Genomic DNA, 26,526 nt, shown 5'->3' with positions numbered 1-26,526 from the left:
CCAGGACCCCGGCGTTGGCGCCCGCCCGGCCGTCGCGCGAGGTGCGCAGCAGCCGGTCGCCGTCCATGTGCAGCTCATCGAGCAGCACCGCCGCCGCCCGCGCCGCCGCCACCAGGTCGGGCCGGTCGAACAGGGCCCCGGCCTCGGCGAGCGCGGCGATGGCCAGGCCGTTCCAGGCGGCCACCACCTTGTCGTCCCTGCCGGGCCGTACCCGGCGGGCCCGCGCGGACAGCAGCGCGGCGCGGACCCGGGCGGCCCGCTCGGCGTCGTCGGGGTCCGACAGGAGCTGGAGCACCGAGGTGCCGTGCTCGAAGGTGCCGGTCACCTCGTACAGGGCGACCGCCCAGGCGCCGTCCTCCTCGCCCAGGACCTCGTGGATCTCCTCGGGGGTCCAGGCGTAGAACTTGCCCTCCACGCCCTCGCTGTCGGCGTCCAGGGCCGAGGCGAAGCCGCCCTCGGGGGTGCGCATCTCGGCCAGGAGCCAGTCGGCCGTCTCCACGGCCACCCGCCGGCCCAGCGCCGAGCCGGTCAGGCGCCACCAGTGCGCGTAGACCCGCAGCAGCAGCGCGTTGTCGTAGAGCATCTTCTCGAAGTGCGGCACCACCCATCCGGCGTCCACGCTGTAGCGGGCGAAGCCGCCGCCGAGCTGGTCGTAGATGCCGCCCCTGGCCATGGCCTCCAGCGTCCGCCCGGCCATCGCCGTCGCCGTGTCGGCCCCGGGCTCCGTGCCCGCCTCCGGGGCCGGCCGCTCCGGCCCGTCCCCGGTGCGGGGCCGGGCGGCGGCGTAGCGCAGCAGGAACTCCAGCGCCATCGACGGCGGGAACTTGGGCGCCGCGCCGAACCCGCCGCGCACCGGGTCGAAGGAGTCGCCCAGGGCGCGCACGGCGCGGGCCAGCGTGTCCTGTGTGGGCAGCGGGCCCGAGGGCAGCGACGACTGCTCCCGCAGCGCCTCCACGATCTTCGAACCCTGCTCCAGCACCGCCTCACGCTCGCCGTTCCAGGCGTTCGACACCCCGGCCAGCAGCCGCTGGAAGTGCGACCTGGGGAAGTAGGTGCCGGTGTAGAAGGGGTGCCCCTCGGGGGTGGCGAAGACCGTCATCGGCCAGCCGCCCTGGCCGGTCATGGCCTGGGTGGCCGTCATGTAGACCGCGTCCACGTCCGGCCGCTCCTCGCGGTCGACCTTCACGTTGACGAAGTTCTCGTTCATCAGCGCGGCGGTGTCCTCGTCCTCGAACGACTCGTGCGCCATCACGTGGCACCAGTGGCACGCCGAGTAGCCCACGCTGATCAGCAACGGCACGTCCCGCCGCCTGGCCTCGGCGAACGCCTCCGCACCCCATGGCCACCAGTCAACCGGGTTGCTGGTGTGCTGGAGGAGGTAGGGAGAAGTCTCGCCACCAAGCCTGTTCATAGGGCCAGATTCTCATACATCAGAACAGGACTATGCGGGTGAGGATTACTTGCTGGTTCTTCCTGTCGACGCGGTACTCCGCGATGCCGTGCCCCTTGGGGACAAGAATCTCCCGCCAGTCCGGATCGGCACCGACTTGATCGCTTCCGGCCAGCCATGGATCTTCGCAGATGGCGACGGTGAGGGCGGCCACCGCCGAGAACACTTCCGCTGAGACCGATGGGTCGCCGAGTGTGTCAGCCACGATCTCCGACGGCGTGACAGGCCATAGGTCGTCGTCTTCAGTCACCGGGCGCGGTGCTCCTGCCGTCGACGAAGAATCTCATCCATGCTGACGGTCGGCAGGGTTCCGGCCTCTGCGGCCGCCCGGACGCGGTCACGGTCGGGATCGGTGTCGAGCATCGCCCGTCCCCACCAGGCGTTCAGCACACCGTCCAGCTCAGGGCCCTGCTGAGCCTCCAGAAGCTCGGCGAAGAACTGAGCACGGCGGCTTCCTCGTAGCGCACTGGAGATGCCGCCGATCGTCCTCGGGACCCTCGGATGGTCCGCCGTGCCATCGTGCAGGGGCTGAACGCTCATGACACCACCTTTCACGCCCTTCAGCCTACGACGAGCTCCCCACTACTCGCAGGAATCCCATGGCACCGGTGGCACGCCGAGTGGCCCACGCCGATCAGCGCTGATCAGCAACGACACGTCCCGCCGTCTGGCCTCGGCAACGCCTCCGCATCCCACTCGGACCAGGAGACGGAGCTGTCCGCGTGCCCCCGGGCGGACTGTCCGCGTGCCCCCGGGCGGAAGGGTGGGCCGGTGGCGTACGGGGAGGCTTTCAAGCCGTACGGCCCCGCTCACCGGTGATCCGCGGGGGCGGGGCCGTGAGCGGGGCCGGCGGTCAGGCGGGCGGCCCGGGGGTCACCCGCGGCCGAGGACGTCGATGGCGCCGATCATGAGGTCCCAGAACCGGTCCTTGTCCAGGACGGTGCCCACCTCGGCGTTCGGCTCCCAGTCCATCCGGCCGTGCAGGTCGGCCACGGTGGCGCCCCGGGTGTGGGCGCCGTCCAGCTCGATCCGCAGGCCCACCCGGACCCGGGTGAGGACCGCCGGGTCGATCAGGTAGGCGACGGTGATCGGGTCGTGCAGCGGCGGCGCGGGGAACCCCCAGGCCCTGTGGTAGCTGGAGCCGAAGAAGGTGAGCAGTTCCACGCAGATCCGCGCCAGCGGGGTCCCCAGCGCGCCGATGCGCTCCAGCACGTCGGAGGTGACCAGGGCCTGGTGGCTGACGTTGAGCCCGACCCAGGTGGTCGGGACGCCGCTGCCGAGCACCTCGGCGGCGGCCTCCGGGTCGGCGTAAACGTTGAACTCGGCGTACGGGGTGTGGTTGCCCCGCTCGGTGGAGCCCCCCATGATCACGATCTCGCGGATCCGCTCGCGGTCGCCCGGATGGCGGCGCAGCAGCGTGGCGATGTTGGTCAGCGGTCCGATCGCCACGATCGTGACCGGTTCCTCCGCGGCGGCGAGCGTGTCGTGGATCAGCTCGACGCCGTGTCGCGGGTCGAGCGGCACGTCGGGCTCGCCGAAGGCCGGGCCGTCCAGGCCGCTCTCACCGTGCACGTAGTCGCCGATCTCCAGCGGCGCGACGAGCGGCCGGTCACAGCCCGCCGCCACCGGTACGCCGGCGGCCCCGGCGAGGCCGAGCATCCGCCGCGCGTTCAGCGCGGTCTTCTGCACGGTCTGGTTGCCCGCCACGGTGGCGACCGCGCGCAGGTCGATCGCCGGGTGGGCGACCGCCAGCAGGATGGCGAGGGCGTCGTCGTGCCCCGGGTCGCAGTCGAGGATCACCGGGATCGCCATGTCAGATCTCCTTCGCCAGCCAGCGCACCGCACGGGTGAAGAGCGTGCGGTAGCCGTCCCAGCTCACGAACTCCTCGGGGCACCAGTGCGGGGCGATGTCCGAGGCCCACGCGAGGGTGCGCCCGGCCTCCGCCTCGCGTACGGCGAGCAGCGGGTCCCCGCCCACCGTGGCCAGCAGCGCGGCGTCCTGAGGGACTTCGAAGCGGTTGTAGCCGAGCAGGTCGGGCCAGGTGGCGGGCAGCCCGGCGACGATGACGTGGCCGGGGTCGGTGACGGCCCCGGGGACGCCCTGGGGGGTCTCCACCCGGTCGTCGTAGGGGGACATCCGGGCGGGGAGCACCCGTTCCACGGCCGTGCCGCGGAAGGCGGCCTTGGCCTCGAAGCCCTGGAAGCTCAGGTAGCCGCCCGCCATCGCCAGGCCGCCGCCCTGCTCCACCCAGCGCGCCAGCAGGTCGAGCCGGTTGACCGACTTCCTGCTGTGCAGCCACGTGTCGGGGTGGAGCAGGATGCTGTTGGCGCCGATGTCGGAGAGCACGACCACGTCGTAGGCCGACAGCTCGTCGAGTGTCGCGGGGAACAGCCCCGGCACGTCGTGCGCCGGTAGGTGGTCGACTTCCATGCCGTCGGACACCAGAGCGTCGCGCAGCGGCTCGATGCCGGTGTGGTAGGTGGTCGTGGTGAACGAGTCGAAGCCCTTGTAGTGGGTGGACTCGCTGATCCACGACTCGCCGGCGACCAGCACGCGGGTCATACGGATGTCTCCTTCTGTGGGTGTCCGGCCGTCGTACGGCAGGGCGTTCTGTGGGTGTTCAGCCGTCGTGGGGCAGGGCGGCGGACCGCGGATGCCCGTGCGCGGCGGTGAAGAGCTCTCGCGGGTTGGCGACGAGCATCCGGTGGGTGTCCTGCGGGGTCAGCCCGTGGCGGTGCAGCCGCGGGACGAAGTCGGTGAGGATGTGCGCGTAGCCGGCCCCGCCGTACCGGACCAGCATGGTCTTGAGGAAGACGTCCTGGGAGAGCAGCAGCCGGTCGCCGAACCCGGCGCGGACCAGCCAGGCGATGGCCGCGGCGTTCTCCTCGTCGCACGGCGACTGGCCCTCTCCGGGGAACAGATACTCCATGCCGCACATGTCGTACTCCAGGTAGGCGCCGCGGACGGCGAGCGACACCTGGTAGTCGCGGTCGTGCAGGCTGGGGTTCATGTGCGACAGCACCGTGGCCGGCAGCAGCCCGCCCTCCTCGGCGACGACGTCGAGCACCCGGTGGCCGTGCCGTACCCAGCCGGGCAGGTGCACCGAGAGCGGCACGCCGGTGCGGGACTGCGCGCGGGCGGCGCCGCGGAGCACCTTCTCCTCGGCCGGGGTGAAGTCCGCCGAGATCCCGATCTCGCCGATCACCCCCGCGCGCACCCCGTCCACGCCCTCGGTCAGGTCCCGCTCGATCTCGGCGGCGACGTCGTCGGCGCTCATCTCGCGCACCCGGGCCGGATGGGTGCGCTCCAGGTAGAAGCCGCAGCCCATCACGATGTTCAGGCCGCCGGCGCGGGCGATCCGGGCCAGCTCGCCGGGGGCGCGGCCGATGCCGTCGGGGGTCACCTCCAGCAGGGTCCGGCCGCCGCGGGCGGTGAACCGGGCCACCTCCTCGATCGCGACCTCGGTGTCGTCGAGCGAGACGTTGTCGCGGGAGAGGTAGGGGTCGTGCCGCAGCCGGCCGAGGAAGTCCATCCGCAGCCGGGAGCCGGCGATCAGCTCCCCCTCGGCGTCCCCGGCCGGGGCCGGGTGCCAGGCGCTGGCGCCGTCGTTGCGCAGGTGCTCGTGGCAGAGCGTGACGCCGAGCTCGGCGACGGGCACCGGGCCGAGCACCGTCATCGCGCTCACCGGTCCGCCGGTCCCGGGCCGGCCGGTCATTTCCGCACCGCGCCGAACCTCGCCCAGACCTTGCTGTTGGAGAAGATGGCCAGCAGCAGGATGCCGCCCTGGACGATCTGGACGTAGAACGGCGAGACGTGCAGCAGCACCAGGCCGTTGGCGATGACGCCGAGGACCAGGGCGCCCAGGATGGTCCCGAGCATGCTGCCCCGGCCGCCGAACAGGCTGGTCCCGCCGAGGACGACGGCGGTGATGACCTCCAGCTCGAACCCGGTGCCCGCGTTGGAGGAGCCCGAGCTGAGCCGGGTGGCGATCAGTACGCCGGCGAGCGCGGCGGCCAGGCCGGTGAGGACGTAGACGGTCAGGCCCACCCGGCGGGTGTTCACACCGGCCCGGCGGAGCGACTCCCCGTTGGAACCGAGGCCGATCACGTACCGGCCGAACGGGGTGCGGGTCAGGGTCAGCCAGGCGACCAGCGCGATGACCACGGCGAGGATCGCCGGCACCGGGACCCCGGCGACACGTCCCTGGCCGAGCTGGACGATCCACAGGTCGCCGTCGATCGGGGTGGAGTAGCCCTCGGTGGCCCGCAGCGCCGTACCGCGCATGATCGAGAGCATGGCGAGCGTGACGATGAACGGCGGGATGCCCTGGTAGGCGGAGAACCACCCGTTCACGAACCCGATCGCGGCGCCGAGGGCGAGGATCGCGATGAGGGCGAGGGTCGGGTCCCAGCCCTGCTGGAGCACGATCGCCAGCAGTGATCCCGACAGCGCCACGGTCGAGCCGACCGACAGGTCGATACCGGAGGTACAGATCACGAACGTCATCGCCGTCGCGACGATCAGCGTCGGGGCGATCTGCCGGATCAGGTTGAGCATGTTCCCGGCCGTGGCGAAGCGGTCGGCGGAGAAGGAGAAGAAGATCAGCAGTACGACCAGCACGACCGCGATCGCGATGGTCTGGGCGTGCCTGCCGATGTGCGCGTTGGCGCGGGCCGACCGGGTGGTCACCACCCGGTCGCTGATGGTGGTGGTCATCGTGCCCCCTCGGGCAGCTCGTGGGCGACGATCTCCGAGACGAGCTGCTCCAGGCTGGTCTCGCGGGCGTCGAGGTCGGCGCGGAGCGTCCCCTCGTACATCACGCAGAGCCGGTCGCACACCCGGAAGAGGTCCTGCAGGCGGTGGGTGATGAGGATGACCGCGACCCCCTGGGCGGAGATCGTCTTGATGAGTTCGAGGACCGTTTCGACCTCGGTCACGGCGAGGGCCGCGGTGGGCTCGTCGAGGATGAGGAGTTTGGGGGCGAAGGTGACGGCGCGGGCGATGGCCACGGCCTGGCGCTGCCCGCCGGACAGACCGCCCACCGGGATGTCGGTGAGCGGGATCCGGATGTTGAGCGCGTCGAGGTGGAGCCGGGCCTCCTCGTGCATCTTCCGCGTGTCGAGCAGCAGACCACCGCTCCGGCGCGGCTCGCGGCCGAGGAACAGGTTGCCCGCCACGTCGATGTCGTCGCACAGGGCGAGGTCCTGGTAGACCATCTCGATGCCCAGCTCGCGGGCGTCGCGGGGATTGGTGAAGGACACCGGGCGGCCGTCGATGACGATCTCGCCGGAGTCCGGCACGACCGCGCCCGCCAGCACTTTCATCATGGTGGACTTGCCGGCGGCGTTGTCGCCGACCAGTCCCACGACCTCGCCGACACCGACCCGGAGGGTCGCCCCGCGCAGGGCGTCGACCATTCCGTAGCGTTTGCGGATGTCGCGCATGACCACGCGGTCGGCGACCTCCGTCTGCTGACTGCTCATCTCTATTGGGTCTCCCGCCGGCCTACTTGAAGGTGGTGCGGTACTTGTCGACGTTGTCCTTGGTCACGATCGTGACGGGCACGTCGATCTTCTTCTTGGCCTGTCCGCCGTCGACCAGGGACTTGGCCTCCTTGACCGCCTCGTAGCCCTCGGTCCGGGGATCCTGCTGCACGACTCCGGCGACGAAGCCCGCGTCGATGCCGCTGATCGCCTCCTTGGTGAGGTCCCAGCCGAAGACCTTCACCCGGTCGGCGGCGTTCTGCGACTTCACCGCCGCCACGGTGCCGAGCAGCGCGGGCTCGCCGGTGGCGTAGATGGCGTTCATGTCCGAGCGCGAGGTGAGCAGGTTCTCGGCGGCCGTCATGGCGGCCTCCTGCTTGTTCTGCCCGTCCACGGTCTGCACGATCTGGGCGCCGCCCGCCTGGACGGTGGCGTTGAAGTCGTCCTTGCGGATGTTCTGGATGAAGGAGTTGAGCGCGCCCACCACACCGATCTTCGGCGCCGCCAGGTTCTGCGCCTTGGCCCAGTCGTTGACGAACGCGCCGGCGTCCTTGGCCGCGGCGGCGTTGTCCACGCCGACCTGGGTGTCGACCGCGGGGGAGTCCACGATCGCGTCGACCGCCACGACCTTCAGGCCGGCGTCCTTGGCGATCTTCACGGCGGGCTTGATGCCCTCCACGTCGATGGCCACGACGACGACGGCGTCGAACTGCTGCTGGACGAAGTTGTCGACGGCCTCGTTCTGCTTGGCGGCGTCGTCGTTGGCGTTGAAGATCGTCAGATCGACGCCCGCCTCCTTGGCCGCCTGCTGGGCGCCGGCGTTCATCTCGTTGAAGAAGATCGCCTGCTGGTTGATCTGCACCAGGCCGACGCGGGGGCGGTCACCGCCCGATGCGGCGCCGGAGCCGTCCGTGCCGCCGCAGGCCGCGGCCAGCAGGCCGGTGGCCAGCAGCGCGGTGGTGGCTGTCAGGCGGGTGAGTCGATTGGATCGTGCCATCGGGTTCAGCCTTTCGCGGGGACCGCTGTGGGGGGTGCATTGGGTAATCGATTACCCATTGCCGGGATGCTAGCCACGGGGGCAAAGTGACGTCAAGGTTATGTATGTCCGAAAAGGTCAATTTTCCTGCTCAACCGCCGGGTGGCGCCGGGCCGCGATAGGCTGCCGACGGCCCCGCGCTCAGCGGTGAGCCGTCCCAGGCGCGCTCAGTGAAGGAAATCGATTTCAGCAATGGGTGTGACGATCCACGATGTGGCCAGGGCCGCGGGAGTCTCCGTGGCCTCCGCCTCCCGCGCCCTTTCGGGCCGCCGCAAGGTCGGGGCCGACGTGGCCGAGCGGGTGGCGCGGGCCGTGGCCGAGCTCGGCTACCGGCCGAACGCCGTCGCCAAGGCGCTGCGGGACCGGACCACCGGGACGATCGGCATGGTCGTCCCCGGCATCGGCAACCCGTTCTTCACCATGATCGTCGAGGCGGTGGAGCACCAGCTCCAGCGGACCGGCGTGGACCTGCTGCTGTGCGCCTCGCAGTACACCCCGGAGGTGGAGGCCAGCCGGCTGGAGACCCTCATGGCGCGGCGGGTGGACGGTCTGATCATCAGCCCGTGCGACATGGAGGGCAGCGTGCCGGCGGTGCTGAACGCCGCCCGGCAGGTCCCCCTCGTGCAGGTCGACCGCTACATCGAGGACGGCGGGGCGGACTGGGTGGGGGTGGACGACGCGCAGGCCCTGACGCTGGCCGTCGACCACGTGGTCGCCGGCGGGGCCCGCTCCGTCGTCTTCGTGGGCAGCCGCCTGGTGAACTCCTCCGCCCGCCTGCGGCTGGACGGCTTCGAGCGCGCCGCCGCGCGCGCGGGGGTGTCCGTCCGCCCCCCGCTGCTGGGCGACTTCACCCTCGGCTGGGGCGTCGAGGCCGGCCGGCTGCTCCTCGCCGAGGACTCCCTGCCCGACGCGGTGATCTGCGGCAACGACGAGATCGCGATCGGCCTGCTGCGGGCGCTGCGGCTCGGCGGCGTGCGGGTGCCCACGGAGGTGTCGGTGGTCGGCTTCGACGACGTCGGCTACGCCGCGATGTGCGACCCGCCGCTCACCACCGTGCGCCAGCCGGTCGAGGCGATCGCGGCCGAGGCCCTGCGGCTGCTGGGCCAGGTGCGGATGGACGACCCGCGTCCCGCCCAGCGCATCGCCATCGCCCCGCGGCTCGTCGTCCGCGAGACCAGCAGGCCCGTCGAGGGGGTCTCCCGCGACCGCGGGGCGGCCGGCGCGGGATCCACGCCGGCGGGAGGTCCGACGTGATCGGGAGGTTCGGCGTGATCGGGGCCGACGTGGCCGGGGATCCGGTCTGGCCGGGGAGAGCGGGGTCCGGCACGGCCGGGGGCCCGACGCGGCCGGGGTCCGGCACGGCCGGGGGCCCGACGCGGCCGGGGTCCGCCACGGCCGGGGCCGACATGACTTGGAGTCCAGCGTGACCGGAGGGTTCGACGTGATCGGAGGGTTCGACGTGACCGGAGGGGGAGCGGCATGAGCGACGCACTCGCGCTGACCCGCGAGCTGATCGGAATCGACACGGTGGGGGGCGGTGAGGCCGCGGCCGCCGGACCGCTCGCCCGCCGGCTGGAGGCCGCCGGGTTCGAGGTCCGGGCGCACGAACACGCCGCCGGCCGTACCGGGCTGGTCGCCCGGTGGGGATCGGGGCTGCCGGTCACCCTCACCGGCCACCTCGACACGGTCCCGCTGGGCGGCCAGGAATGGGCGCACGGGCCGCACGCGGCGGAGGTGGACGGCGGCCGGCTCTACGGGCGCGGGTCGAGCGACATGAAGGCCGGGGTGGCCGCGATGGTGGTCGCCGCGGAGCGGCACGCGGCCGGTCACGGCCCCCGGGTGGCGCTGGAACTCGTCCTCACCGTGGGCGAGGAGACCGGCTGCGAGGGCGCGATCGACATGATCGCCCGTGGCCTGGTCGGGCGGTCCCGGGCACTGCTGGTCGCTGAGCCGACCGCCAACCGCGTGCTGCTCGGGCACAAGGGCGCCCTGTGGCTGAGGATGGCCGTGCGGGGCCGTACCGCGCACGGCTCGATGCCGCACCTCGGCGACAACGCGATCTACAAACTGGCCCGCGCCATCGGCAGGGTCGAGGGGTTCGACCCCGGCGTCCCCGCCCACGCCATGCTCGGCGCCTCCACCGTGAACGTGGGGACGGCGCACGGCGGGATCAACGTCAACTCCGTCCCCGACCTGGCCGAGGCGACCGTCGACCTGCGCACGATCACCGGACAGGACCACGCGCTGCTGCGCGAGCGGCTGCGGGCCGAGCTCGGCGCGGAGACGTCGCTGGAGGTGCTGATCGACCTGCCCGCGGTGTGGACGGACCCGGAGGACCCCTTCGTGGGCGCGCTGCTCGCCGCGGGAGCCCTCCCCCCGGGCGACCGCCCGGCCGCCAGCTACTTCACCGACGCCTCCGTGCTCGGTCCCGCCTGCGGCGGCGTCCCCACCGTGATCTGCGGCCCCGGCGAGCCCGAGCAGGCGCACGTCACCGACGAGTTCTGCGAGATCTCCAGGATCGACGAGGCCGTCGAGATCTACACCGCCGCCCTCGCCCGGATCGCCCCCTGACGGCGGACGTCCCGGCGGCGGACGTGTCGCCGGGGCGGGAGGTGTGTTCATGGGGCTTCGGGCGTAGGCTCACTGGGCGTGGATCTCGACTTCGTCTGTGTGCACGCCGGGCGGCCGGCCGCCGAGCTGACCCGCCGTGATGTGGCCCTCGCCCTGCTCGCGGTGCCGTCGGGGGTGGCGCTGGTGGCCCTCCCCGACCTGCGCCGGGCGCTGATGGCGGCGGGGAACCCGCTGTCCCTGCCCTTCTGGGAGTCCGCCAAGGCGACGCTGCGGGCGATCGAGTCCGGCAGCGCGACCGTGGGCGACGTGCAGCGGTGGCTGGAGTCCACCGGGACCGAGCCGCTCCTGCTCACCCGGAGCTTCTTCGTCTGGCCCGAGGAGGACGAGCGGGGGCCGGTCGCCGAGGAGATGTTCGGCAGGCTGGTCGCCCACCTGGAGGAGCGGGTCGCCGCCGGTGAGGTCGACCCGGACGCGCTCGCCCAGGAGGACGCGGCGGCCCGGGAGGTCTACGAGGACCTGCAGGAGCGCTGGCTCAACAGCCCGCTGCCCGACGGGCGGGTGCCCGGGATCGCGGTCAGCGACGAGCAGGACGAGGAGCTGTTCGCGGCCTGGGACGAGGAGGAGGCATTCGCGCTCAGCGAGCTGCGGCGCATCCTGGCCGAGCTGCCCGACCCCGAGCGGCCGGCCGGGGACCTGCGGGCCGCGTGCGTACGGCTGCGCGAGGTGCTGGCTGACCCGGGCTATCCGGGCAACGTGCTGCGGGCCTGCGCCGGATACGACGGGGAGCCGCTGCCCGCCGACGACGAGGAGCTCTGGCTGACCGTCACGGCGGGCATCGCCGGGCCGATCTCGGACCTGCCCGAAGACGACGACACGCCGGAGAGGTTCTCCGACCTGGAGGGCGAGCTGAGCCACGAGGACTCCGTGCTGGCCGCGCTCTGCGCGATCCACCACGCGGACTGGCTGGCCGTGGTGGCGGCCCTGGCCAGACGCGGCCCGGGGGTGCTGGCCTCGCCCGAGCGGATCGCCCGGCTCATCGCCGAGTCCGACGACATCGACGTCCAGATGGATGAACCGGACGACCTGGAGGCGGCGGAGACGCTGTTCAGCTCGGTCACGCCGCTGTGGGCGTGCCTGGGGATCGTGGACAGACGCGAGGTGCTCACCCCGCTGGGCCGCTGGGGCCTGCCGAAGGCCCTGGAGCGGGCATGGTCGGCCGACTGACCCCGGAGGGCCGGGCCGGAGCGCGGCCCGGCTAGGTGGCGGGGTTGTGCTTCTTCAGCTCGGACTCGGACGGGACCTCGATCCTGGAGATCTGCCGCCTCATCGACTTGACGAGCAGGAACAGCGCAAACCCCAGCGCCGCGACGACGAGGAATCCCAGGAGGCCCGGGCTGACGTCACCCTTGGCGACGGTGTCGAATGCAATCACACCTCAAGTCTGCCACCGCCACCCCATGGTCGTGTCAGTGGCAGGCGGGGGACACCTCTTCGGCATGTATGCCGGTGAACAGGTCGTCCTCGGGAAGCTCGGTGTCGACGAGGGATCGGGCCAGGTGGTAGTCCTCGGTCGGCCAGATCTCACGCTGCAGGTCGCGCGGGCAGACGAACCAGAAGCCGTCGGGGTCGACCTGGGTGGCGTGGGCGAGCAGCGCCTCGTCGCGGACCTCGAAGTAGTCGCCGCAGGGGATGCGGGTGGTCACCGGCCACTTCTGCGGGCGGTCCTCCCAGCGGGCGATCCAGTCGGCGTAGGGGGAGCCGATGCCCCGGGAGGTCATGGCCTCGTGCAGCGCCTCGAACCGGTCCTTGGTGAAGCCCATGTGGTAGTAGAGCTTGAGCGGCTGCCAGGGCTCCCCGGCGTCGGGGTAGCGGTCGGGGTCGCCCGCGGCCTCGAAGGCCTCCACCGAGACGCGGTTGGTCATGATGTGGTCGGGGTGCGGGTAGCCGCCGTCGTCGTCGTAGGTGAGGATGACGTGCGGCCTGAACTCGCGCACGGCCGCCACCAGCGGCGCCGAGGCGGTCTCGATCGGCTGCAGGGCGAAGCAGCCCTCGGGCAGCGGCTCGCTCTCGTCCTCCGGCAGGCCCGAGTCGACGAACCCCATGAAGCGCTGCTGCACGCCGAGGATCTCTCGCGCGCGCTCCATCTCCAGGCGCCGGACCTCGCCGATGTTCTCAAGGATCTCGGGACGGTCCATCTTGGGGTTCAGGATCGAACCGCGCTCTCCTCCGGTGAGGGTGCAGACCAGCACCTCCACACCTTCCGCGACGTAGCGCGCCATCGTGGCGGCGCCCTTGCTCGACTCGTCGTCAGGGTGCGCGTGAACGGCCATCAGCCTCAGCGGTGCACTCACGGGCTCGATGTCTCCTCTTGATAGGTCGCGCTCAGATCCTCGCTCGCCCTGAGGACGGCAGGCTCCGCCGTACGCGTCCATTGTGCTCGCTCCGATGCCGCGCCACTCCCCGGCTGGGCCTGGGCACTCCGGGGAGAGGTTAGTTTCTCTTATGGCGGTCGCGAGGGCGAGGCCCCCGCGAGGGACAATTGTCTCGGATAACGCCGAGGTAGTGCAGGGAGATTCCGTCATGGCCACCAGCGAGGCCGAGCAGGGCCGGCAGAACGGTCCGGTGCTCGGCACCCCGGGCGACTTCCCCGACCGTCCGGAGCGCAGGGGCCGCTTCGTCGTGCACGTCGTGATCGCGATCCTGTGCGCGGTGTGCGCCGGCGGGTGGGGCTACGTGATGTGGGCGTCCAAGGGCAACACCGAGGTTATCGACCAGGTCATCGCTTTCGATGCCAGCCGCGGCGATTCTATTCAGATCACCTTCGAAGTGGTCAAGCCATCCGACCGCGCGGCCCTCTGCCGGCTGCAGGCCATGGATGTGGCTCATGTGGAAGTCGGGAGCCGTGAGGTCACTATTCCTGCTGGTGAGGGATATGTCCGCCTTACTGAGCGGCTAGAGACCAGTGCCCAGGCGACTTCCGGCGCAGTCCACTACTGCTATCTCGTATAGTGAGATATTTGGGGAAGCGTTCGAGCGGTTAACTTGTTAGCCTTTCGAAATTCGAACGACAGCTACCCAAGCACGAAGCCCCCATAGAGGATGCAAGGAGAACCCGTGGCCGACTCCCACAACGAGAGCGTCACCTGGCTCACTCAGGAGGCGTACGACCGCCTGAAGGCGGAGTTCGAATACCTCTCGGGGCCCGGGCGCGTCGATATCGCCAAGAAGATCGAGGCCGCCCGCGAAGAGGGCGACCTCAAGGAGAACGGCGGCTACCACGCCGCCAAGGACGAGCAGGGCAAGATGGAGGCCCGCATCTTCCACCTCCGGCAGATCATCGACAGCGCCAAGGTGGGTGAGGCGCCGCGCACCGAGGGCGTGGTGGGCCCCGGCATGACCGTCACCATCCGCTTCGAGGGCGACGACGAGGAAGTCGCCTTCCTGCTGGCCTCCCGCGAGGAGAGCGGTGCCCCGATCGACGTCTACTCGCCGAAGTCGCCGCTCGGCGCGGCGATCAACGGCAAGAAGATCGGCGAGAAGGCCACCTACACGATGCCCAACGGCCGCTCCAACACCGTCGAGATCCTTGAGGCTGTTCCCTACATCGGTAGCTGACCTCGCCCGGACCAGTTGATCCGCCGGGACCCCGTCCCGGCGGATCGCCATGTCCAGGGAGGCGCGCGCTCCGAGACATGTCCTGAAGGCGGGGCCTTGAGGCATGCCGTCCGGCTTGTGACCGTGTCGTAGATAACAGAGTGTTTTGGCGGGTTCGCGTGCATCATGGCGCGGCGTACGGCACTCTCTTAGGGCTGGATCAGAACGGGTGGAAGGGGGACGCCGTGTTGGATCGGCGGACACGGGTCTCCGATCTGATCCATGAGGCCCGGCAGGATCTCGCCTACCGCCCGCGCATCCGCTACGGCCGCGGCGCCCGCCTGCCCAGGCAGGCCGTCCCCGTCATCGCGCTCTTCCTCGTGGCCGTGCTGGCCACGGGGGTGGTGGTGGTCACCCAGCTGCCGGAGCGGACCCCGGAGACGGTCGCCCTGCGCAGGCCCGTCGCCCGGCAGAGCCTCCAGGCTGGCACGGCGACGGCCCCGCCCACGCAGACCCCGCCCACGCAGGCTCCACCCACGCAGGCCCCGCCGCTCCCGGTGGCCCCGCTCACCTCGATGCACCGGCCCAACCTCTTCGTCGTCGCGGCCAAGCCGCTGCGCTCGGCCGTGGTGGCGCGGGTCGCGCAGGTCGCCGGGGTGCGGGCGGTGGAGCGCGCCGACGCGGCGGAGGTGGGCATGGACGGCAAGCGGGTGCAGACCCTGGGGGTCAACCCCTCGACGTTCCGCGCCTACACCCCCAAGCCGACCGCGCGTTCCGACAGGCTCTGGCGCAACGTCTCCGCCGGTGAGATCGCCGTCTCCTTCGTCCTGGGCAACGACGGCGGCATGCCGCTGGGCAAGTCCGTCGCCACGGCCGGGCAGACCCTGCGCGTGGGCGCCTATGCGACGATGGGCATGGGGGCCATCGACGCCGTGGTCTCGCGGCAGACCGCCCGCGCGCTGGGCATCCCGGAGAACAACGCGCTGGTGGTGAGCGCCCCGAAGGCCGACTCGGCCAAGCTGCGCCGCGCCCTGCTGCGGATCCTCCCCCGGGGCAGCCAGGTCGCCACGATCAATCCGGTGCTGTCGACCCCCAAGCGCGCGACCTGGTCGGCGGGCGCCTTCATGACCGCCCCCCAGGTCAAGACCGCCCTCACGGCGGCGATCAGCAAGCTCGGCCGCCCCTACGTCTGGGGCGCGGAGGGCCCGGACACCTTCGACTGCTCCGGGCTGGTCCAGTGGGCCTACGCCCAGGCGGGCATCAAGGTGCCCCGGGTGACCCACCAGCAGTTCGTCGCGGGCCCGCAGATCCCCCTCTCCCAGGCCCAGCCCGGTGACCTGCTGTTCTGGCGGCACGACCCGACCAACCCCAGCTACGTCTCACATGTGGCGATCTACTGGGGCGGCGGCAAGATGCTGCACGCCCCCAGGACCGGAGACGTGGTCAAGCTCGTCCCGGTCAGCACCCGCAACTTCGCCGGCGCCGTCCGGATCAGCCCGGACGTCGCCGCCCGCGTCCGCTGACGTCCCGCGGGCCGGCCGGCGGTCAGGGGCACAGGCCCGATTCGAGGAGGGCGAGGGCCTCGTCGAGGGCGTCGGCCAGCCGGCCGGCGCCGGAGCCCTCGGCCCAGGCGGACACGGCCGGCAGCAGCGCGCCGACCACGGCCCCGGCGGCCGTACGGCTCAGCGGGTCGACGGCGCCGAGCCCCCGGCGGCGGGCGACGCCCGCGGCGAGCAGGCCGATCATAGTGATCGTTCTGTCCACCGTCCTGGAGTGCAGCGCGGCATGGCTGAGCTGCAGCCTGACGCGGGCGAGGATGTGCAGCTCCTCCTCCGGGGAGAGCCGCCCGAACACCGCGCGCACGGCGGCGCGCAGCGCGGGGACCGGTCCGAGGCCCGCCGGCTGCGCCGCCAGAGCCTCCAGCAGGAGGGGGCCGTAGTCGTCCGGGACGGCGACGTCCTCCTTCACGGGGAAGTAGCGGAAGAAGGTGCTGGGCGAGATCTCCGCCGCGTCCGCGATCTGCTCGACCGTCGTGGCCTCGTACCCCTGCTCGGCGAAAAGCCGCAGAGCGTGGTCCTGGATCGTCCGCCGGGTCTTGGCCTTCTTGCGTTCGCGCAGTCCCTCGGGGCACGGAGGTGAACTCATGTGCCGATTCTGACCTCTCGGTCACCTGCCTGAACACCGCCGCCGGCGCCGCGTTCACCGACGCGGGCGCTGCGCGCGACCAGTCGGCACGAGGTGCTGGCTCTGTCGGATGAAGCGATGTAATCTCAATTACATGGAAAATGACGAAGCAGTAGGGAAGCTCCGCGGATGGTTCTCGGGCCGGCTGCCCGAGGGGTGGTTCGAGGGGCCGCCGGAGATCGTGCTGGACCGGGAGGAGATCGCGGTGGTCGGCCGGCTCCGGCCGCCCACGCTCGGCGACGACGCCTCCGAGGTGGAGCGGGCCGCCGCCGTGGAGGGCGGCGTGCAGCGCTTCCGCGAGGAGACCAGGGAGCGCCGCATCGAGATCGCGCTGGAGGCCGAGCACCGCTTCCGCCGGAAGGTCTCCTGGGGGGTCGCCGTCGGCGACGAGACGGTGATGTTCACCACACTGTCGGTGCCGGTCATGACCCGGTTGCGGCAGTCGGAGCGGCGGGTGCTCGACACCCTCGTGGCCGCCGGGGTCGCCCGCAGCCGGAGTGACGCGCTGGCCTGGTGCGTACGCCTGGTGGGCAAGCACACCGACACCTGGCTGACCGATCTGCGGGACGCGCTCCAGCACGTCGACCGGGTGCGTGCCTCGGGGCCGGACGTGAACTCTTGAGGCTGGTCAGGGAGAACGGTCGAAAATTGGTCTGAACCTGTTCAGCGATTGGTTTAGACCTCTTGGAATGGCCTATACCACTGCCGGAACGGCTTTCTTTAGTTTCTCTTCTTCGGGGTACGTCACTCAGAACGTCGCTGCCTCTGCCAGCCCATATGCCCTGCGGGGTGGGTGGAACAGGGGTGACGCGGCGCCGGACCGCACGCATTCACTGGTCTACGCCAATTGGATTAAATGCGGTTTCTCTGTCAATGATGTTTTGGCCCTGAGAAGCGTAAGGAGCCGCAGCAGTGTCCGTTATCGCAGACGTAACCGCCCCCAGCCCGACCAGCCACCCCGAGCTGGCCGCCTGGGTCAAGGAGATCGCCGAGCTGACCCAGCCCGACCGGATCGAATGGTGCGACGGCTCGGAGACCGAGTGGACGCGCCTGACGAACCTGCTGGTCGAACAGGGCACCTTCAAGCGCCTGGCCAAACGGCAGAACAGCTTCTACGCCGCCTCGGACCCGAGTGACGTCGCCCGCGTCGAGGACCGGACGTACATCTGCTCCGAGCGCGAGGAGGACGCCGGGCCGACCAACAACTGGATCGCCCCCGCCGAGATGCGCCGGACCTTCGGCGAGATCTTCAAGGGCAGCATGCGCGGCCGCACCATGTACGTCGTGCCCTTCTGCATGGGCCCGCTGGGCGGTGACATCTCCCAGCTCGGCGTCGAGATCACCGACTCGCCCTACGTGGTCGTCTCCATGCGCATCATGACGCGCATGGGTGAGGCGGCGCTGCGGCTCATCGAGGAGCGCGGCGGCTACGTCAAGGCCGTCCACTCGGTCGGCGCCCCCCTGGAGCCCGGCCAGCACGACGTGCCATGGCCGTGCAACTCCACCAAATACATCAGCCACTTCCCCGAGACGCGGGAGATCTGGTCCTACGGCTCCGGCTACGGCGGCAACGCGCTGCTCGGCAAGAAGTGCTACGCGCTGCGCATCGCCAGCACGATGGCCCGCGACGAGGGCTGGCTGGCCGAGCACATGCTCATCCTCAAGCTCACCCCGCCGTCCGGGGAGACCCGCTACGTCGCGGCGGCCTTCCCCAGCGCGTGCGGCAAGACCAACCTGGCCATGCTCCAGCCGACCATCCCGGGCTGGAAGGTCGAGACGGTCGGCGACGACATCGCCTGGATGCGTTTCGGCGCCGACGGCCGCCTGTACGCCATCAACCCCGAAGCCGGCTTCTTCGGCGTGGCGCCCGGCACCGGCGAGGCCACCAACGCCAACGCGATCAAGACGCTCTGGGGCAACAGCATCTTCACCAACGTCGCCCTCACCGACGACGGCGACGTGTGGTGGGAGGGGCTCACCGAGGAGCCCCCGGCGCACCTGACCGACTGGAAGGGCCGTCCCTGGACCCCCGGCAGCGGGGAGCCCGCCGCCCACCCCAACGCCCGGTTCGCGGTGCCCGCCGCGCAGTGCCCGACGATCGCCCCCGAGTGGCAGGACCCCCAGGGCGTGCCGATCTCGGCGATCCTGTTCGGCGGACGCCGCGCCAGCGCCGTCCCCCTGGTGACCGAGTCGCTGAGCTGGCAGCACGGTGTGTTCACCGGAGCCAACATCGCCTCGGAGAAGACCGCCGCGGCCGAGGGCAAGGTCGGCGAGCTGCGCCGTGACCCGTTCGCGATGCTGCCGTTCTGCGGATACAACATGGGCGACTACTTCGCCCACTGGATCAAGATCGGCCAGCGCGAGAACGTACGGCTGCCGCGCATCTACTACGTCAACTGGTTCCGCAAGAACGACGACGGCAAGTTCATCTGGCCCGGCTTCGGAGAGAACAGCCGCGTGCTCAAGTGGATCGTCGACCGCCTCAACGGCGAGGCGGAGGCGGTCGAGACGCCGATCGGCCTGCTCCCCGCCGAGCTCGACACCGAGGGCCTCGACATCCCCGCCGAGGACCTGCGGACCCTGCTGAGCGTGGACAGGGACGTCTGGAAGGAGGAGGCGGCGCTGATCCCGGCCTTCTTCGAGACCTTCGGCGACCACCTTCCCAAGGAGCTCTGGGACGAATACCACGCGCTGGTCGAGCGGCTGAACTGAGACCTCCCGGCTGCAACTTCCGTGTGGCCCCGTGCGTCTACATGACAGCGGGGCACACGCCCCGCCTTCCCCCCGGGAGGCGGACATGGAATTCGTACTGTTCGTCATCGCCTTCGCCCTGGCCGTCGTGGTCAACGCCACGGCCGCGGCGGTGCGCCATGAGCACCGCCGGGTCCGCTCGGTCGCGGCCGACCACCACGGAGGCCAGTTCAGCCCCTACGAGCTCGCCTACCTGTCCGGTGGGCCGCTGCGTGTGGTCAACACCGCCCTCGGCCTGCTGGCCAGGGGCGGGGCCGTCCGGGTGTCACGGGGCGGCCAGGTCAGCCTCGTGGTCGGCGCCCTGCCCTCCCCCGAACCGATCGAGCAGGCCATCCTCGACGCCCTGCGCGCCCGGGGCAACTCCTGCCCGGCGGGGGAGCTGCGCCGTACGGTCGCCGACGGCCAGGCCATGAGCGGCCTGCGCTACCGCCTGCTGGGCATGGGACTGCTGGTGCCCGACGGCTCCCTCGCCGGGGCGGGCCGGCTGCTGAACCGGCTGCTGCTCCTCACGGTGTTCGCCGCCGTCTTCGAGGTCGGCGCCGTCCTGTCCGTCTCCGACTGGGGCTTCTTCGGCGTGGCCGCGGTGGTGATCGGCACCATCGCCTGGATGAGCGGTCTGGTCTCCTACCTGCGCCAGAAGCAGGCACTGCGCGGCGTCCTCAGCAAGGCGGGCCACGACGTGCTCGGCTCGGCCCGCAAGGTCCATGTGCGGGGCGCCCGCCCCGCGACCCCGGACCTGGCCTTCGCGGTCGGCGTCCCGGTCGCCCTCTACGGCCTGGGCGAGCTGGGAGACCCGGGCCTGGAGGAGGAGCTGAAGCGCGGCCAGGCCCAGGGCTCCGTGGGCTGCGCCGGCGGCTCCTGCGGGGGCGGCTCCTCCAGCTCCGGCGACGCCTCCTACGGCGGGGGCGGCGACTTCGGCTCCGGCGGCTGGGGTTCGGGCGGAGGCGACTCGGGCGGCGGCGACTCGGGCGGCGGTTCGAGCTGCGGCGGTGGTTCGGGCTGCGGCGGCGGCTGCGGCGGCTGTGGCGGCGGCTGACCGGGGCGCGTGGTGATCGGGGAGGTGGTGTGAGGATGTCCGGATCCGGGCCGTTGGGCGTCGGCATCGGCTGGCGCCCGGAGATCGACCTGACGGTGGAGCGCCTGCCCGGCGTGGACTTCGTCGAGGTCATCGCGGAGAACGTGCGGCCCGACCGGCTCCCGGAGTCGCTGCGGGTGCTCCGCGCCCGCGGGGTGCCGGTGATCCCGCACGGCGTCGGGCTGGGGGTGGGCGGCGCCGAGCCGCCGGACCCGGCCCGGCTGGAGCACCTGGCGGCCTGCGCCCAGGCCCTGGACGCGCCGCTGGTCAGCGAGCACCTGGCCTTCGTGCGGGCGGGCGGCATGGAGGCCGGCCACCTGCTCCCGGTCCCGCGCACCAGGGCCGCGCTCTCGGTGATCGCCGAGAACGTACGGCAGGCGCAGGCGGCGCTCCCCGTCCCGCTGGCTCTGGAGAACGTGGCGGCCCTGTTCGGCTGGCCGGAGGACGAGATGACCGAGGCGCAGTTCCTCGGCGAGCTGGTGGAGATGACCGGGGTCGGGCTCCTGGTCGACGTGGCCAACCTCTACACCAACCAGGTCAACCTGGGGCTGTCGGCCACCGCCGCGCTGGACGGCCTGCCGCTGTCCGAGCTCGCCTACGTGCACGTCGCCGGCGGCCACTCCCACCACGGCCTCTGGCACGACACCCACACCGCGCACGTCCCCGGCGAGGTGCTGGACATCCTGTCCGAGCTCTGCGCCCGCGCCGACCCGCCCGGCGTGCTGCTCGAATGGGACGACGACTATCCCAGCGACGCCGCGCTCGCCGCGGAGCTCGACCGGGTCCGCGGCGCGATGGCCCGTGTCTGAGGACCGCCCCGGGGAGGCGCCGGTGGCCGAAGGGCGCGTACGGGACGTCCGGGCGGGGGACGTGCCGGCGGATCCCCGGCCTGGCCCGGACGGGGCCGGGAGTGCCCCGGCCGGTGCCCGGGAGGCGCTGAGCGGTGCCCAGGCCGGGCTGCTGGCCGCTCTGGTCGCCGGGGCCGAGGCGCCTGCGGGGTTCGACGAGGCACGGCTGCGGGTCCAGGCGGCCGCTCTGATCTCCAAACGGCGCGGAACGGTGGCCCGGCTCCGGCCGGACCTGGTGGCGCTGCTCGGCGACGACTTCGCGCGGGAGTTCGAGGCGTACGCACGGGGCCGGCCCAAGCCGTCGGGCGGCTCCCGCGCCGACGCGCGTGACTTCGCGGAGCGGCTCAGCGCCCAGGGGCGGCTGCCGGACCCCGGCCGGGGCCCGGAGCCGCCCGCCGGGACCCGCCGTTGGTCCCGCCCCCTGCGGCGGATGCTGAAACTTCTCTCGGGCACCGTTCGTCCAACTGGGTGAGGACACCTTCTCGGGGGGAGGTCGTCATGCTGACCACTCTGATCGTCGTCGTGACGGTGGCGTTGGTGACGGTGGCGGGCCTGATCGCGCTGAGACTGGCCATGCACTCCCCGAAGGTCTACAGGGGGCCGGCCCCGGACCTCTACGAGCTGTCCCAGCTCGCGGGCGGCCGGTTCCGGGTGGCGAACACCGCCCTGGCCGCCCTGGCCGCCAGAGGGGCCCTCACGGCCCGGCGCGACGGGCGGCTGATCCGGGCGGCCCCGCCCCCGCAGGGGATCGCGGACCCGGAGGGGCCCCCGCCCCCGGAGAGGATTTCGGGCCCGGGGAGGATTTCGGACCTGGAGGCGGCCTCGCCTCCGGAGGGGACCTCGGCCCCGAGGAGGGTTTCGGGCCCGGCGGGGATCCCGCCTCCGGCGGAGACCTCGAGCCCGGGGAGGATTTCGGGCCCGGAGGGCACCTCGGATCTGGAGGGGTCCTCGCGCCTGGCGGGAGCCTCGCATCCGGTGGAGGCCGAGATCCTCGCCCTGCTCGGTGACCGGCCCGGGGGTCTTCCGGTGTGGGAGGTCAAGGCGGCGGTCGTCCGCGGGCCCGCGGTCACCGCGCTGATCGCGCACATGGAGGGGCTGGGGCTGGTCGAGGCGTGCGGTGCCGCGCGGGTCGAGCCCACCCGCCTGGGACAGGCCGCGCTGGTCCACCACCGCCTGCGCCACCGCGAGGAGGCGTCCCTGCCGCCGCGCCCCCGGGACCACGTCTCCAGGGCGGAGTTCGACCTCTGCGGGATCGCCCTGTACGGCCTGGGCCGGGCGAGTGACCGGGAGCTGGCCGCCGTGCTGTCGCTGAGCGGCACACCGGCGCCTCCCGCGTCGGGCGGGCGCATCCCGCCCGGCGCCCCCGCGGCCTCCGGTGACCCTCCGCCACCGACCGGCGTCCGCGGCCCGCTCAGCGCCCCTGGCCCTCAGGAGCCCGGCGCCCCTGGGGCTCGGGAGGCCGGTGGCCCCGGCCCCCGGGAGGGCGGGGACCGGACCGGGCCGCCGCGCCGGGCGCCGGGCGGCGACGGGGGGCCGGACGCCCCGCGAGGGCGGGGCGGAGATGATCGCTGAGGGCTGTCCCGCCGGGGGGCCGGTCGGTTAGGTTGGCCCGGTCGTGTAGCCAAGCGCTTGCATGGGAGTGGGCCGTGGTGAAGATCATCGATCACGGGACGTGGCCGCTGAGTGAGGCGGACGAGGGGACGCATCCGGCCGGTGGCGAACGGCTGTGGAGCGAGTCGTTCTACTTCGACTTCGCGGCCGAGGACGGCTCCCTGGCCGGTTACGTCCGGCTGGGCCTGTATCCCAACTGGGACCGCGCCTGGTACTGGGCGTGCCTGGTCGGCCGGGACCGGCCGCTGGTGCTGCTCGCCGACGACTGTGCCCCGCTGCCCACGTCCGGCCTCACGGTGCGGGGCCGGGACTACCGGGCGACCCACGAGACGACGGCCCCCATGCGCTCCACCAGGCTGACCCTGGAGGCCGGGGCGGCCGCCGTGCTGGAGGATCCGACGTGGGCCTACGACGTCCCCGGCGGGGCCCCGAGGACCTCGCTGAAGTTCGACCTGGAGTGGGAGACGGTCGGCGGGGTCTACCCCTACGGGTTCGTCCCGCGCTACGAGATCCCCTGCAGGGTCGCCGGTGTGATCAGGGTGGGCGGCGAGGAGATCCCCTTCGCCGGACACGGCGAGCGCGACCACAGCTGGGGGGAGCGCGACTGGTGGACGGTCTCCTGGCTGTGGAGCTCCGGGCGGCTCGACGACGGGACGTTCTTCCACGGCATGCGGGCCAACCTCGGCGCCGAGCTGTCGTGGCCGTGTTTCACGGTCTCGCCCGAGGGCGTGCTCGGCCACCGGGAGGGGTTCACCGCGGCGACCGAGTTCGGCGAGCACGGCCTGCCCGTCCTCTCGCGGCTGGCCGTGCCGGGGGCCCCGATGACCGTCACCCCGGTCGCCTTCGCCCCCGTGGGGATGACCTCCCCGGACGGCGAGCCCGCCCGTTTCCCCCGCGCCCTGTGCCGGTTCGAGGCCGAGGACGGCCGCCGGGGACACGGCTGGACGGAGTGGCACCAGCCGCCCGGGTGGCGTGAGCACAGCTGGCATCGAGGGTGAGCATCGCCGCCATTGAGAACGTTTTGGCAGGCTGTGCCGGGGATAACCTCTGTGAGGTGGGGGGACTGCGTTGTCTTGATGGGTCGTATCTGACCGTTACGCCGGTGGCGTGCCGGGACAGCGTCGGCCTGCCGTACGAGGTCACCCTCGAACTCCACCGCGACGGCACGCTCTACGGGACGGTGGGGGAGCGGTGCGGCTGGCTCCTCGTCCGGCTGGCCAAGGGCGTCGCCGAGGCCCGGGCCGGGCTCGAGGCGCAGTGGCCCGATCCCGACGACCGCTTCCCCGAGGAGGAAGAACTGTTCGCCTTTCGTTACCGGACGAGGAACGGGATCGTGAGCGGGGGCGAACTCCGATGTCAGCTGCGCACCATCCCGATCTGGGTCCCGGCCAGGCGGGGGAGCGCCGGTGAATGGCGGCTGACCCGCAGGGCGTTCGTGGAGGCCTGGGGCGGTGGTGGGGTGGGCATGCGGGCCGTGCTCACCTCGGCTGAGCTGGGCGCCTTCGTGGAGGCACTCGTCACGGAGGCGGAGGAGTGCCTGGCGCCGCAGAAGTCCGGCAACTCAACCGGAACCCGATAGACGGGGCGGAGAGGTCTCGCGGGCGGTGATAATTGCCTGTCAGCGCCCTTCGACGGTGGGCGTTGAGGGGAGGGACTCCATGGGCGTGCGCGATCTCGTCTACCGGCTGTACGAACGGCGGCTGGAGGCGAAGCTGCTCCGCCAGAAGGACATGGCCCCCCGGCATGTCGGCGTCATCGTCGACGGGAACCGGCGCTGGGCGCGCTCGATGGGCATCGACGACGTCAGCCGGGGTCATCGCAAGGGCGCGGACAAGATCTCCGAGCTCCTCGGCTGGTGCCGAGAGGCCGGCGTCGAGGTCGTCACCGTGTGGCTGCTGTCCAGCGAGAACATCAACCGGTCGAAGGACGAGCTGGACCTCCTCGTGAAGATCATCGAGGACGTGGTCCAGGAGCTCGTCGCCGACGGATGGCACATCAACCCTATGGGCGCGCTCGATCTTCTGCCCGATCACACGGCGCATGTCCTTAAAAACGCAAAAGAAGCAACATCACACCGTCCGGGTTTGATTGTGAACGTTGCTGTTGGGTATGGAGGAAGGCGTGAGATCGCTGATGCGGTGCGCTCCCTTCTCCAGGAGCACGCCAGCAAGGGCGCGAGCATCGAGGACCTGGTGGAGGTCCTCGATGTGGAGCACATCGCGGAGCATCTCTACACGCGCGGCCAGCCCGACCCGGATCTCGTCATCCGGACCTCGGGAGAGCAGCGGCTCTCCGGCTTCCTGCTCTGGCAGAGCGCCCACTCCGAGTTCTACTTCTGCGAGGCCTACTGGCCTGACTTCCGCAGGGTCGATTTCTTGCGGGCTCTCCGCTCGTATGCCGCGCGGCATCGACGGTACGGCTACTGAAACACCACATGAACACCCCCTTTCGGACAGGCTTGTCCCTTTGGCGGGTGGGTATTCAGGACGTACCGTAACAAGTAGGCGGGCACAGCCCGCCTACTCCGGAGAGGGCTCGCCTTTGCGTCACGACTGCCAAGGAGGGCCGGTCGCCGGCGCCTCCTCGGCAAGCCGCGAGCGTGGGCCCGGGTCCGGTCCGCATCCCAGCTCATGGCAGGGCGCCCCCCATGGCGCCCGGGGGAGAACGCGTGGCAAACCCTTCGTCCTCACCCACGTCGCCGGTCACCAGCCGGCGTACGTACGTCCTGGACACCTCGGTCCTGCTGGCGGATCCAGCGGCGATGAGCCGCTTCGCCGAGCATGAGGTCGTCCTCCCGATCGTCGTCATCACCGAGTTGGAGGGCAAACGCCACCATCCGGAACTCGGATACTTCGCGCGCAAGGCGCTGAGGTACCTCGACGACCTACGGGTGACACACGGGCGGTTGGACGAGCCCATGCCGATCGGCGAGGGCAGCATCCGGGTCGAGCTCAACCACAGCGACCCGTCGATCCTGCCCGTCGGCTTCCGGCTCGGCGACAACGACACCCGCATCCTCACCGTGGCGCGGACCCTCGCCGCGGAGGGGCGTGAGGTGGTGCTGGTCTCCAAGGACCTGCCGATGCGGGTCAAGGCGGCCTCCATCGGTCTCGCCGCGGAGGAATACCGCGCCGAGCTGGTGGTGGAGTCCGGCTGGACCGGCATGGCCGAGCTCCAGGTGACCACGGAGGACATCGAGACACTCTTCGAGCACAGCACCGCCGACCTGTCCGAGGCCCGAGACCTGCCCACCCACACCGGCCTGCGGCTGCTGTCCAGCCGGGGTTCGGCACTGGGCAGGGTCCTGCCGGACAAGTCGGTGCGGCTGGTGCGGGGCGACCGGGAGGTGTTCGGCCTGCACGGCCGCTCCGCCGAGCAGCGCATCGCCCTCGACCTCCTGATGGACCCCGAGGTCGGCATCGTCTCGATGGGAGGCAGGGCGGGCACCGGCAAGTCCGCGCTCGCCCTCTGCGCGGGCCTGGAGGCGGTCCTGGAGCGCCGCCAGCACCGCAAGGTCATCGTCTTCCGCCCGCTGTACGCCGTGGGCGGCCAGGAGCTGGGCTACCTGCCCGGTTCCGAGAACGAGAAGATGGGCCCGTGGGCGCAGGCCGTCTACGACACCCTCGGCGCGGTCACCACGCCCGAGGTGATCGAGGAGGTCATCGACCGGGGCATGCTGGAGGTGCTCCCGCTCACCCACATCCGCGGCCGGTCCCTGCACGACGCCTTCGTGATCGTGGACGAGGCCCAGTCGCTGGAGCGCGGGGTGCTGCTGACGGTGCTGAGCCGGATCGGCGCCAACTCCAGGGTCGTGCTCACCCACGACATCGCCCAGCGTGACAACCTCCGGGTGGGCAGGCACGACGGCGTGGTCGCGGTGGTGGAGAAGCTCAAGGGCCATCCGCTGTTCGCGCACGTCACG

Annotated in this window: 28 protein-coding genes; 16 read left to right on the top strand and 12 right to left on the bottom strand. The window is 71.7% G+C overall.

Annotation, left to right across the window (positions count from 1 at the left end; translation table 11 throughout):
- From ACWDS7_RS26495 to ACWDS7_RS26455, 9 genes are all read right to left on the bottom strand, one after another.
- Positions 1-1,411: thioredoxin domain-containing protein (locus ACWDS7_RS26495; protein WP_451931476.1), on the bottom strand; the 1,411-nt coding region annotated here is incomplete at its 3' end.
- A gap of 19 nt (positions 1,412-1,430) precedes the next feature.
- Positions 1,431-1,700 (bottom strand): hypothetical protein, encoded by a 270-nt coding sequence (locus ACWDS7_RS26490; protein WP_451931475.1) that lies wholly within the window; start codon positions 1,698-1,700, stop codon positions 1,431-1,433.
- Positions 1,697-1,990: a hypothetical protein gene (locus ACWDS7_RS26485; RefSeq protein WP_451931474.1), complete on the bottom strand. Its 294-nt coding sequence runs from the start codon at positions 1,988-1,990 to the stop codon at positions 1,697-1,699. Before ACWDS7_RS26485 ends, ACWDS7_RS26490 begins: the two co-directional genes overlap by 4 nt.
- A gap of 333 nt (positions 1,991-2,323) precedes the next feature.
- Positions 2,324-3,262: a nucleoside hydrolase gene (locus ACWDS7_RS26480; protein ID WP_451931473.1), complete on the bottom strand. Its 939-nt coding sequence runs from the start codon at positions 3,260-3,262 to the stop codon at positions 2,324-2,326.
- Between the two features lies 1 nt (position 3,263).
- Complete coding sequence (locus ACWDS7_RS26475) at positions 3,264-4,013, bottom strand: glutamine amidotransferase (RefSeq protein WP_306863827.1); 750 nt, start codon at positions 4,011-4,013, stop codon at positions 3,264-3,266.
- Positions 4,014-4,071: 58 nt separating this feature from the next.
- Positions 4,072-5,166 (bottom strand): phosphotriesterase family protein, encoded by a 1,095-nt coding sequence (locus ACWDS7_RS26470; RefSeq protein ID WP_451931472.1) that lies wholly within the window; start codon positions 5,164-5,166, stop codon positions 4,072-4,074.
- A complete protein-coding gene (locus ACWDS7_RS26465) occupies positions 5,163-6,167 on the bottom strand; it encodes an ABC transporter permease (RefSeq protein ID WP_451931471.1) in 1,005 nt (334 codons plus the stop codon). The genes ACWDS7_RS26470 and ACWDS7_RS26465 overlap by 4 nt, the downstream gene beginning before the upstream one ends.
- A complete protein-coding gene (locus ACWDS7_RS26460) occupies positions 6,164-6,934 on the bottom strand; it encodes an ATP-binding cassette domain-containing protein (RefSeq protein WP_306863833.1) in 771 nt (256 codons plus the stop codon). Before ACWDS7_RS26460 ends, ACWDS7_RS26465 begins: the two co-directional genes overlap by 4 nt.
- 22 nt (positions 6,935-6,956) lie before the next feature.
- On the bottom strand, positions 6,957-7,931 hold the full coding sequence (locus ACWDS7_RS26455) for a substrate-binding domain-containing protein (protein ID WP_451931470.1): 975 nt from the start codon (positions 7,929-7,931) through the stop codon (positions 6,957-6,959).
- 231 nt (positions 7,932-8,162) lie between these two features.
- On the opposite strand from ACWDS7_RS26455, the gene ACWDS7_RS26450 reads away from it, so the two are divergent.
- The 3 genes from ACWDS7_RS26450 to ACWDS7_RS26440 all read left to right on the top strand — a co-directional run bounded on the left by ACWDS7_RS26450 (position 8,163) and on the right by ACWDS7_RS26440 (position 11,765).
- On the top strand, positions 8,163-9,224 hold the full coding sequence (locus ACWDS7_RS26450; RefSeq protein WP_451931469.1) for a LacI family DNA-binding transcriptional regulator: 1,062 nt from the start codon (positions 8,163-8,165) through the stop codon (positions 9,222-9,224).
- A 225-nt stretch (positions 9,225-9,449) separates the two neighbouring features.
- Positions 9,450-10,541, top strand: a complete 1,092-nt coding sequence (locus ACWDS7_RS26445) for a M20 family metallopeptidase (RefSeq protein WP_306863838.1) — start codon at positions 9,450-9,452, stop codon at positions 10,539-10,541.
- Positions 10,542-10,619: 78 nt separating this feature from the next.
- On the top strand, positions 10,620-11,765 hold the full coding sequence (locus ACWDS7_RS26440; protein WP_451931468.1) for a hypothetical protein: 1,146 nt from the start codon (positions 10,620-10,622) through the stop codon (positions 11,763-11,765).
- 31 nt (positions 11,766-11,796) lie between these two features.
- Here the strand turns inward: ACWDS7_RS26440 and ACWDS7_RS26435 are convergent, their stop codons facing one another.
- The gene (locus ACWDS7_RS26435) at positions 11,797-11,973 is read right to left on the bottom strand and encodes a hypothetical protein (RefSeq protein WP_451931467.1); all 177 of its coding nucleotides are present in this window, start codon (positions 11,971-11,973) and stop codon (positions 11,797-11,799) included.
- A gap of 34 nt (positions 11,974-12,007) precedes the next feature.
- Entirely contained in the window at positions 12,008-12,892 is an 885-nt protein-coding gene (mca, locus tag ACWDS7_RS26430; RefSeq protein ID WP_306863843.1) for a mycothiol conjugate amidase Mca, read from the bottom strand.
- Positions 12,893-13,121: 229 nt separating this feature from the next.
- Here mca and ACWDS7_RS26425 point away from each other — a divergent pair, with 229 nt between their 5' ends.
- From ACWDS7_RS26425 to ACWDS7_RS26415, 3 genes are all read left to right on the top strand, one after another.
- Positions 13,122-13,550, top strand: a complete 429-nt coding sequence (locus ACWDS7_RS26425) for a DUF4307 domain-containing protein (RefSeq protein WP_451931466.1) — start codon at positions 13,122-13,124, stop codon at positions 13,548-13,550.
- Between the two features lie 90 nt (positions 13,551-13,640).
- Positions 13,641-14,156 carry a transcription elongation factor GreA gene (gene greA, locus ACWDS7_RS26420; protein ID WP_370879689.1) on the top strand — a complete coding sequence of 172 codons (516 nt, stop codon included), beginning with the start codon at positions 13,641-13,643 and terminating at the stop codon, positions 14,154-14,156.
- A gap of 224 nt (positions 14,157-14,380) precedes the next feature.
- Positions 14,381-15,658: a C40 family peptidase gene (locus ACWDS7_RS26415; protein ID WP_451931465.1), complete on the top strand. Its 1,278-nt coding sequence runs from the start codon at positions 14,381-14,383 to the stop codon at positions 15,656-15,658.
- 22 nt (positions 15,659-15,680) lie between these two features.
- On the opposite strand, the gene ACWDS7_RS26410 is transcribed toward ACWDS7_RS26415, so the two are convergent.
- A complete protein-coding gene (locus tag ACWDS7_RS26410) occupies positions 15,681-16,280 on the bottom strand; it encodes an acyl-CoA-like ligand-binding transcription factor (RefSeq protein WP_451931464.1) in 600 nt (199 codons plus the stop codon).
- A gap of 133 nt (positions 16,281-16,413) precedes the next feature.
- Here ACWDS7_RS26410 and ACWDS7_RS26405 point away from each other — a divergent pair, with 133 nt between their 5' ends.
- The 10 genes from ACWDS7_RS26405 to ACWDS7_RS26360 form a co-directional block, all read left to right on the top strand.
- The gene (locus ACWDS7_RS26405) at positions 16,414-16,941 is read left to right on the top strand and encodes a hypothetical protein (protein ID WP_451931463.1); all 528 of its coding nucleotides are present in this window, start codon (positions 16,414-16,416) and stop codon (positions 16,939-16,941) included.
- A 290-nt stretch (positions 16,942-17,231) separates the two neighbouring features.
- Positions 17,232-19,031 carry a phosphoenolpyruvate carboxykinase (GTP) gene (locus tag ACWDS7_RS26400; RefSeq protein ID WP_451931462.1) on the top strand — a complete coding sequence of 600 codons (1,800 nt, stop codon included), beginning with the start codon at positions 17,232-17,234 and terminating at the stop codon, positions 19,029-19,031.
- 85 nt (positions 19,032-19,116) lie between these two features.
- Entirely contained in the window at positions 19,117-20,106 is a 990-nt protein-coding gene (locus tag ACWDS7_RS26395; protein ID WP_451931461.1) for a TIGR04222 domain-containing membrane protein, read from the top strand.
- Between the two features lie 35 nt (positions 20,107-20,141).
- Positions 20,142-20,954: a DUF692 domain-containing protein gene (locus ACWDS7_RS26390; RefSeq protein ID WP_451931460.1), complete on the top strand. Its 813-nt coding sequence runs from the start codon at positions 20,142-20,144 to the stop codon at positions 20,952-20,954.
- 22 nt (positions 20,955-20,976) lie between these two features.
- Positions 20,977-21,465, top strand: a complete 489-nt coding sequence (locus ACWDS7_RS26385) for a hypothetical protein (RefSeq protein ID WP_451931459.1) — start codon at positions 20,977-20,979, stop codon at positions 21,463-21,465.
- A gap of 26 nt (positions 21,466-21,491) precedes the next feature.
- Positions 21,492-22,565, top strand: coding sequence for a TIGR04222 domain-containing membrane protein (locus ACWDS7_RS26380; RefSeq protein ID WP_451931458.1), 1,074 nt, complete (start codon positions 21,492-21,494; stop codon positions 22,563-22,565).
- Positions 22,566-22,642: 77 nt separating this feature from the next.
- Positions 22,643-23,602 (top strand): DUF7064 domain-containing protein, encoded by a 960-nt coding sequence (locus tag ACWDS7_RS26375; protein ID WP_451931457.1) that lies wholly within the window; start codon positions 22,643-22,645, stop codon positions 23,600-23,602.
- A gap of 104 nt (positions 23,603-23,706) precedes the next feature.
- Entirely contained in the window at positions 23,707-24,183 is a 477-nt protein-coding gene (locus tag ACWDS7_RS26370) for a hypothetical protein (RefSeq protein WP_451931456.1), read from the top strand.
- Positions 24,184-24,262: 79 nt separating this feature from the next.
- Positions 24,263-25,030, top strand: coding sequence for an isoprenyl transferase (locus tag ACWDS7_RS26365; RefSeq protein WP_306863872.1), 768 nt, complete (start codon positions 24,263-24,265; stop codon positions 25,028-25,030).
- Between the two features lie 221 nt (positions 25,031-25,251).
- On the top strand, positions 25,252-26,526 hold a 1,275-nt coding region (locus ACWDS7_RS26360), incomplete at its 3' end, for a PhoH family protein (protein ID WP_451931455.1).

This window comes from Streptosporangium sp. NPDC003464 (assembly GCF_053588315.1).
The sequence above is the reverse complement of the archived record's forward strand: the minus strand, read 5'-3'. Positions and strand labels throughout refer to the sequence as shown.

Coding starts and splice junctions, on each gene's coding strand:
- ACWDS7_RS26485 (WP_451931474.1), bottom strand. CDS start 1,990: ATGAGCGTTCAGCCCCTGCACGATGGCACGGCGGACCATCCGAGGGTC.
- ACWDS7_RS26480 (WP_451931473.1), bottom strand. CDS start 3,262: ATGGCGATCCCGGTGATCCTCGACTGCGACCCGGGGCACGACGACGCC.
- ACWDS7_RS26475 (WP_306863827.1), bottom strand. CDS start 4,013: ATGACCCGCGTGCTGGTCGCCGGCGAGTCGTGGATCAGCGAGTCCACC.
- ACWDS7_RS26470 (WP_451931472.1), bottom strand. CDS start 5,166: ATGACCGGCCGGCCCGGGACCGGCGGACCGGTGAGCGCGATGACGGTG.
- ACWDS7_RS26465 (WP_451931471.1), bottom strand. CDS start 6,167: ATGACCACCACCATCAGCGACCGGGTGGTGACCACCCGGTCGGCCCGC.
- ACWDS7_RS26460 (WP_306863833.1), bottom strand. CDS start 6,934: ATGAGCAGTCAGCAGACGGAGGTCGCCGACCGCGTGGTCATGCGCGAC.
- ACWDS7_RS26455 (WP_451931470.1), bottom strand. CDS start 7,931: ATGGCACGATCCAATCGACTCACCCGCCTGACAGCCACCACCGCGCTG.
- ACWDS7_RS26450 (WP_451931469.1), top strand. CDS start 8,163: ATGGGTGTGACGATCCACGATGTGGCCAGGGCCGCGGGAGTCTCCGTG.
- ACWDS7_RS26445 (WP_306863838.1), top strand. CDS start 9,450: ATGAGCGACGCACTCGCGCTGACCCGCGAGCTGATCGGAATCGACACG.
- ACWDS7_RS26425 (WP_451931466.1), top strand. CDS start 13,122: ATGGCCACCAGCGAGGCCGAGCAGGGCCGGCAGAACGGTCCGGTGCTC.
- greA (WP_370879689.1), top strand. CDS start 13,641: ATGCAAGGAGAACCCGTGGCCGACTCCCACAACGAGAGCGTCACCTGG.
- ACWDS7_RS26410 (WP_451931464.1), bottom strand. CDS start 16,280: ATGAGTTCACCTCCGTGCCCCGAGGGACTGCGCGAACGCAAGAAGGCC.
- ACWDS7_RS26405 (WP_451931463.1), top strand. CDS start 16,414: ATGGAAAATGACGAAGCAGTAGGGAAGCTCCGCGGATGGTTCTCGGGC.
- ACWDS7_RS26395 (WP_451931461.1), top strand. CDS start 19,117: ATGGAATTCGTACTGTTCGTCATCGCCTTCGCCCTGGCCGTCGTGGTC.
- ACWDS7_RS26390 (WP_451931460.1), top strand. CDS start 20,142: ATGTCCGGATCCGGGCCGTTGGGCGTCGGCATCGGCTGGCGCCCGGAG.
- ACWDS7_RS26380 (WP_451931458.1), top strand. CDS start 21,492: ATGCTGACCACTCTGATCGTCGTCGTGACGGTGGCGTTGGTGACGGTG.
- ACWDS7_RS26365 (WP_306863872.1), top strand. CDS start 24,263: ATGGGCGTGCGCGATCTCGTCTACCGGCTGTACGAACGGCGGCTGGAG.